Genomic DNA, 6,297 nt, shown 5'->3' with positions numbered 1-6,297 from the left:
CTACCTAATTATCAACAAGGCATAAGAGCTATGAGGCTTATTCTATCAGCGTTATAGACGACTTGTCGCCCCGACAGGAATCGTTCGGCTTTGGAGTTTTCCTTTGGTGTTGGCTTTGCGTTCGTTAATTGTAGAACGGACGGTGCCAGAGTTCGTGTAGATATCCTTGACCATGACAGAACAAGCTTCGCCAATCCGACAGGCGGTGTAGAGACAAACTCCAAACAAGGTGCGATCGCGAGCGGTTTGCAAACCTTTGTTGAACTAAAGCTCGATTTCCTGTTGCGTGAGTATTTTGGCTTGCCCGTGCCGTTCTATCTTCATCTTGGTAAACTCGACCCGATACCAGAAAGTTTGGCGCAAATACTGCATTACTGCATCGGTTGGGGGTATGTCTTAACGTGGTAGTTCAGCTCACTTCGGGCGGGCGTAGAATAGAGCTGTTGATCTATCGTTGTCAGCAATTGCTCGGTCAACAAGACTTGATTCGCGGACGGACTTGTTTTCATTGGTGGGCAACCACCCGCCGGACATGGACGAGTGACTGATTCCGAGGCGCGCTCGGGCGACAGCTAGGCGTGCTGTCCATCGTCAACATTCTAGTTCGATCGCCCGCCTTCTAGTCTTATAAGTAATTACCCCAACTTGATATAATTCATTTCTATTGGTAGCCGGAGGCAAAAGTTTAATCATGGTCAATCGACCGGACAGGATATAAGTTGAGAAATTTATAAAAATTTAGATTGTCTTAAAGAAAAAATTTGCGTTTTTCTGGAGAAATTTTCCAAACAAGAAATAGCATCTATAACTGGATTATATTTTATCAGCCGTAATTACTGTTGCATAGCTTTGGAAAATTGGTATTAGCCATACTCCCTATCAAAGCTCATTTCATATTAGGTAGGCACTTAGGTAGGCACAGTAAGCTGCGGCGAATCAGACTTGAAGAGATTGCCCATCCTCCAAACGCACAATCCGATCTGCCACATCCAAAATCCGGTTATCATGTGTCACCAGCAAAATCGTACACCCTTGCTCCCGTGCAAGACTTTGCATTAAATCTACCACTGCCCGACCAGATTTACTATCGAGTGCGGCTGTCGGTTCATCAGCTAAAACAAAACGTGGACCACTAACTAACGCCCGTGCAATTGCTACCCGTTGCTTTTGCCCCCCGGATAAATCATGCGGGTAATAATGAATATAATTGTCCAAACCTACATGCTGCAAAATCTCCGTAGCGCGTTGCCGCATCATTTCACGACTGTAATTTGGATGCATTTCTAGCCCCATCATCACGTTTTGCTGTGCTGTCAAACTATGATGCAGGTTGTGTGCCTGGAAAATATACCCATTATTGCGGCGAGCATGGACTAACTTTTTTGCGCTGACACCGCAGAGTTCCTGACCAAGAATTTTGAGACTGCCTTCTTGGGCAGACCGCAAACCACCCACTAATGTCAGCAGTGTCGTTTTTCCCGATCCAGATGGACCAGTCAGAATCACGACTTCCCCCGTTTTGATTTGCAAATTGATGTTATACAATACCTGCTTTTTCAGATTACCGTGACCGAAGTAATGATTGAGGTTGTGAATATCAATTGCGTATTCCATGAGAAGTTCAGGCTTAGAAAATATCAGCAGGATCGGCAGATTTAAGTTTGCGCGTAGCGATCATACCGGAAATCAAACACATAAAAATTGTAGCTATCAGTATCCCCATCGCACGGCCAACTGTTAGGTAGATCGGTAAACTCGTCGCCTGTCGGGTCAGATAATATAATAGACTAGAAATAGCCACACCTGGAATAAATCCCAGCACTGCTAAGATGATTGCCTCCTCTAACACAATGCCCAATAAATAACGTTGGGTATAGCCCATAGCGCGGAAGGTTGCATATTCCTGAATATGGGAATTTACATCCGTGGACAGCACTTGATACACTAAAATTACCCCTACAATAAAGCCCATAGCTACACCCAAGCGGAAGATGAAGCCGATAGGGGTATTCGTCGCCCAGTAGTTTTTCTCGAACTCGATAAATTCTTCTAGGGTGTACACATTTACGTCATTCGGTAATTTTTGTCGCAATGCCTGGGCAATTTGGTGTGGGTCACTGCCAGGGGTAATTTTGATAAGCCCCACACTCACATTGCCAGCACCACGTTGAGGATTTAGTCGTAGAAAAGTTTCCGTACTCGTCACCAAACTACCATCTACACCAAAAGAGGAACCGATCGAAAATAAACCTCGAATCTCTTGTTTCTGCCCTTTGATTTCCGTAAGCACAGATTTATTTTGAGCAAAATCTGTCAGCGCTGCTTTATAGTCGCCTCGCGTCTTCTGGTCAAAGAGTAATGTGTCGGGGATTTTCAATAGATCGAGATTTTGATTAATATCCGATCGAGTAATGAATTTACGACTCGGATCAGCGCCCAAAAGCAGCATCATGCCTTGTTTGCGCGTTGTGGGATGCTTCCAATTCGCCAGCACGATATACAGCGGATTGACCGAGGCCACTCCCGGAACATCTAACGCTTGATACAACCGTCGCCGCGAAAATTCGCTGGGATATAACATATTTCGTATCTGCGGGCTGGTCAGCACAATATCTGCTTCCAAGGTTTCATGAACTCGCACTGAACTTTGGAACAGCGCTCCCTGAAACCCTAATTGCATTAACATCAAAATATCAGCAAAGGCGACTCCCGAAATCGCCATAATGAACTGCCCCTTTTTATGCTTTAATTGCAGCCACCCCAAAGGAGTCCGACGTCGCAAGCGTTGCCAAAGGTTAAGTGTTTTTGGGGCAACGGATGGCACTTTTGACATGGCAGATTTGGGTTTCTGGAAGACCTTCATTGAACTCCCTCCTGCCCAAGCTGTATCGACACGTCTACTTGCAAATTAGTCAGATTCATCACCTTCTGACTTGATTCTGAATCGAGCTCCACTCGCACCTCGACAATACGTGCATCGATATTTGCCGTAGGGTCTGTGTTGATCACATTTCGTCGCTGTACTATATGTCCAATTTCTGTAATCTTTCCTTGCAGCGTTTCATGAACTGAGGGAGCTTGAACCGTCACTCTCTGACCTACTCTAAGCTTCCCCACATCACTGTCGTAAACCTCAGCCACCGCAACCATCTGCTGCGTTTGCCCTAAATCCAAAATTCCCAGGATATCACCCATACTGCGTATAGTCTCGCCCGCACGCGTATGGATCTTCAGCACTTGTCCTGCTTGGGGGGCACGGATATTTGCCGTTTCCAACACCGCTTGGGCTTGGCGTAAATTCGCTTGTGCTTCGGCAATCTCCGCCTGAGCAATCTGTATATCTACTGGGCGCACTTCTGAAATTCTATCAAGGTTTGCCTGGGCGCTATTAATCTGTTTGGATTGTCCTGCTTGAATTCGCTCTAGTATTGCCTTCGCTTCTGCAATTTCTGCCCGCCGTGAAGTATGAATTTTGTTGAGCATGGCTTCGGCTTCTGCCCACTGCTGTTTTGCTGTTTCCGCTTTCAGCTTAGCACTTTCGTACTGTGATGCCGAAATAGCACCACTGGTATAAAGCTGCTTAAACCGATTGCTATCCATATTGGCATTACGATACTCTGCGGCCCACCGTTTCACCGTTGCTTGTTGTGCTGTTACTTCTCCCTGCAAATCGGCAAGGATACGATCAATTTTGGACTGCTGCGCCGTAATCTGGTTGGATCGCTCAATCCGCAACTGCTCGACTAGGGCTGCTTGTGCCTGGATTTCTCCCTGCTTTGCACCCGCCCTCACTTTGGCTAGCTGAGCCTCCGCAATTTGCACCCGACTCTGGGCTTGCTCCACGGCTGCTTGATACTTCGCTTGCAGATCCAAAACCGCCAGTACCTGCCCTTCCCTCACTCGATCCCCCGTTGCCACCAGTAGTTTCTCCAAGCGTGCCCCAGCCGTCCCCGCTGGAGCCGCCACCTGCACAATTTCCCCTAATGGCTCCAACCGTCCCAGAGCACTGACCGTTGATGGTGGTGCAGGTGCTTTCGCTTTTACTTCGCTCGGAGCTGAACTTACCTGAAAATGTCGCACCGCCAGGATCGAACCCACCACTAACATCACTGTCACCAATCCTACCGAAATAGACAGCCAGCGTTGTGGTTTACCAGAACTTGGATTAGAAACCCCACTGCTTATACCTGAGATGTCTTTATATTTCATTTCATGCTAGTACAGACTGTTAGTGTGTTAGGTTCTTCACCAGATGCAACGCATAAGCATCTTTAGGCAGTTTAACCAAATAGCTTTTCCACTCGCTGGCGAACGGCTAGTAAAATACCAGGTATATCATTCTTGAGAAAGTGGTTGAATACTGGCGCTGGTATAATTGGCTTAGGCAAAACTGTAAAGTCATAAATAAGTTCAACGCCAGTTTGATCTTGCGATGAGTTTATTGTTTCTAAGCGCCAGTAACCAGAGAACTCCTTCAAGTCTCCCTCAATCAGTTGATAGTGGATCTCATGAGGAAACCTTTCCTCTATATCGACAACAGAACGAGCAGATATCTTGATCCCCACCAAACTCTTAGTCCGAATTTGTTCTAGGCGAATACCTCCGGAGGGATGCTCTAAACGTCGGCTCTCGGTCATGGTGGGCATAAACTCAGGGAAAGATTCATAGTCTGTGATGACTTGCCACACTTGCGCTGGCGAGTAGGGAATCTTGATGTTAGCAAGTATATGTCGCCTCTGTCCGTCTAACGTATCAATTTTTATGCTCATGTTTGATTGCTGATTGAGAGTTTGTGTTGTGCTCATTTCTGGATTTTTCCCCTGTTTACTTGTTTGTGGCAAGTTCTTCTGGAGTTAGTGAGAAGTTAGGATCTGTTTTCAAATACTGCTCAACTGCAGAAATCACACACTCAGCATCTTTCGGAAGTCCCATCAGTAACTCGGAAGCACGGCAACTCAACCATTTGCGTCCAAGAACAAATAGTCCAGGTTCGGGAGTTATGCCATACTCTTCTACAAAGCCCGCTTCATTAATGCAGTGGGGTAGGTGCAGCCAGTCAGTGCGATCGTGATAACCAGTCGCCCAAACGACAACATCAGCCTCAGAGGTTTCACCCTGCTCAAAAAAGACGGTCTGTTCTGAGCAGCTTTGTGCCCGGCCCACAATACGAACTCCCATTTTTTTGAGCGTTCGATTATTGAAGTTTCCGCAGGGTACTGGATTACGCTTCTGGAGAAATTTGGCTGCCACACTAGACTTATCAGCAAACAATATCCCTATCTTGTTGAGCCACCAGAACAGATCCTTACCAAGGACAACACCTGGAGGTAAACCGCGAGATGTACTAGTTGATAACGTAACCTTGCACGCACTAGCAAGCCTGCCAGTGATCTGACGGCCTGTCGCGCCATCACCCACGACAACTACTCTACTACCATCTGGAATCAGCGCCAGACTCTGGAGAGTACCATCAAACTGCAACACATTATTCGATAGATGAGAGCTAATGGACGGAATGTGAGGAACCTGATTTGAGCCTGTTGCATTAATTACCGCTCTGGCTGACAGGCGATCACCATCCTTCAAAGTCACGATAAACCGTCCCTGCTCTTTTGTAAGGCTTACAACCTCAGAATTCTCACGAGTAAATACTTCAAACTTATGAGCAAACATCTTCAGATAATCGCCCATTTCAGTGACGGTGGGGAAGCTATTGGAGTCACCAGGGAACGGTAAGCCAGGAAGGCCACAAAACTGCCGAGACGTAAATAATCTCATGCCTTCCCAGCGATTATGCCAAACCTGTCCAATCCGATCTCGTTCTAGAACAATGTAAGAAATACCTCGTTTATTTAGCAAATGTGCAGCATATAAACCACTTTGCCCAGCACCAACAATTACACAATCATAATCAAACATCAACCTTGCTCCTTTAGTTCAGTAACTTCTACAAAATTTGTCTGCAAATAATTAACCAAAGAGTTAATGGTTGGATAATCAAATGCTAATGTGGGATCAACTTTTATCTGAAGATGATCTTCTATCATAGCTGTCATCTCTACATGGGAAACGGAATCAAGTCCTAAACTAGAGAATGAACAGTCAAGGTGTTCTGTATATGAAAACCCAGGTACTTTTGCAGAAAGATACTCACTCAATTTTTCAGCAAGAGTAACCTGGATTTCACCTATACACTCAGTCGTCATTGTAATTTCTCCTTTGTTATTTAAAAAACTTTATGGGTGGTAAAGGTCGTAAAGGACTACCAAAACTTTACAAGGCAAACATAACAGCCCA

7 protein-coding genes are annotated in these 6,297 nt (G+C 45.8%); all 7 read right to left on the bottom strand.

The genetic code is table 11. From position 1 onward, the window contains the following. Positions 1–51 precede the first annotated feature (51 nt). Positions 52–252: a tyrosine-type recombinase/integrase gene (locus QUA25_RS25630; RefSeq protein ID WP_333042180.1), complete on the bottom strand. Its 201-nt coding sequence runs from the start codon at positions 250–252 to the stop codon at positions 52–54. Between the two features lie 684 nt (positions 253–936). Next, entirely contained in the window at positions 937–1,614 is a 678-nt protein-coding gene (locus tag QUA25_RS25625) for a DevA family ABC transporter ATP-binding protein (protein ID WP_333042178.1), read from the bottom strand. Positions 1,615–1,627: 13 nt separating this feature from the next. Then, the gene (gene devC, locus QUA25_RS25620) at positions 1,628–2,833 is read right to left on the bottom strand and encodes an ABC transporter permease DevC (protein WP_333042176.1); all 1,206 of its coding nucleotides are present in this window, start codon (positions 2,831–2,833) and stop codon (positions 1,628–1,630) included. Positions 2,834–2,859: 26 nt separating this feature from the next. Next, a complete protein-coding gene (locus QUA25_RS25615) occupies positions 2,860–4,209 on the bottom strand; it encodes an HlyD family efflux transporter periplasmic adaptor subunit (protein ID WP_333042174.1) in 1,350 nt (449 codons plus the stop codon). 71 nt (positions 4,210–4,280) lie between these two features. After that, on the bottom strand, positions 4,281–4,805 hold the full coding sequence (locus QUA25_RS25610) for an SRPBCC family protein (RefSeq protein ID WP_333042173.1): 525 nt from the start codon (positions 4,803–4,805) through the stop codon (positions 4,281–4,283). 19 nt (positions 4,806–4,824) lie between these two features. Next, entirely contained in the window at positions 4,825–5,919 is a 1,095-nt protein-coding gene (locus tag QUA25_RS25605) for an NAD(P)-binding domain-containing protein (RefSeq protein WP_333042172.1), read from the bottom strand. Beyond that, the gene (locus QUA25_RS25600; protein ID WP_333042171.1) at positions 5,919–6,206 is read right to left on the bottom strand and encodes an acyl carrier protein; all 288 of its coding nucleotides are present in this window, start codon (positions 6,204–6,206) and stop codon (positions 5,919–5,921) included. The genes QUA25_RS25605 and QUA25_RS25600 overlap by 1 nt, the downstream gene beginning before the upstream one ends. Positions 6,207–6,297: the final 91 nt, after the last annotated feature.

This window comes from Microcoleus sp. Pol17C6 (assembly GCF_036701145.1).
GTDB lineage: Bacteria > Cyanobacteriota > Cyanobacteriia > Cyanobacteriales > Microcoleaceae > Microcoleus.
This window is presented reverse-complemented; position numbering and strand designations above follow the sequence as displayed.

Bases quoted from the DNA above. Each gene is read 5' to 3' on its own strand.
- QUA25_RS25625 (WP_333042178.1), bottom strand. From the start codon at position 1,614: ATGGAATACGCAATTGATATTCACAACCTCAATCATTACTTCGGTCAC.
- devC (WP_333042176.1), bottom strand. From the start codon at position 2,833: ATGTCAAAAGTGCCATCCGTTGCCCCAAAAACACTTAACCTTTGGCAA.
- QUA25_RS25615 (WP_333042174.1), bottom strand. From the start codon at position 4,209: ATGAAATATAAAGACATCTCAGGTATAAGCAGTGGGGTTTCTAATCCA.
- QUA25_RS25610 (WP_333042173.1), bottom strand. From the start codon at position 4,805: ATGAGCACAACACAAACTCTCAATCAGCAATCAAACATGAGCATAAAA.
- QUA25_RS25605 (WP_333042172.1), bottom strand. From the start codon at position 5,919: ATGTTTGATTATGATTGTGTAATTGTTGGTGCTGGGCAAAGTGGTTTA.
- QUA25_RS25600 (WP_333042171.1), bottom strand. From the start codon at position 6,206: ATGACGACTGAGTGTATAGGTGAAATCCAGGTTACTCTTGCTGAAAAA.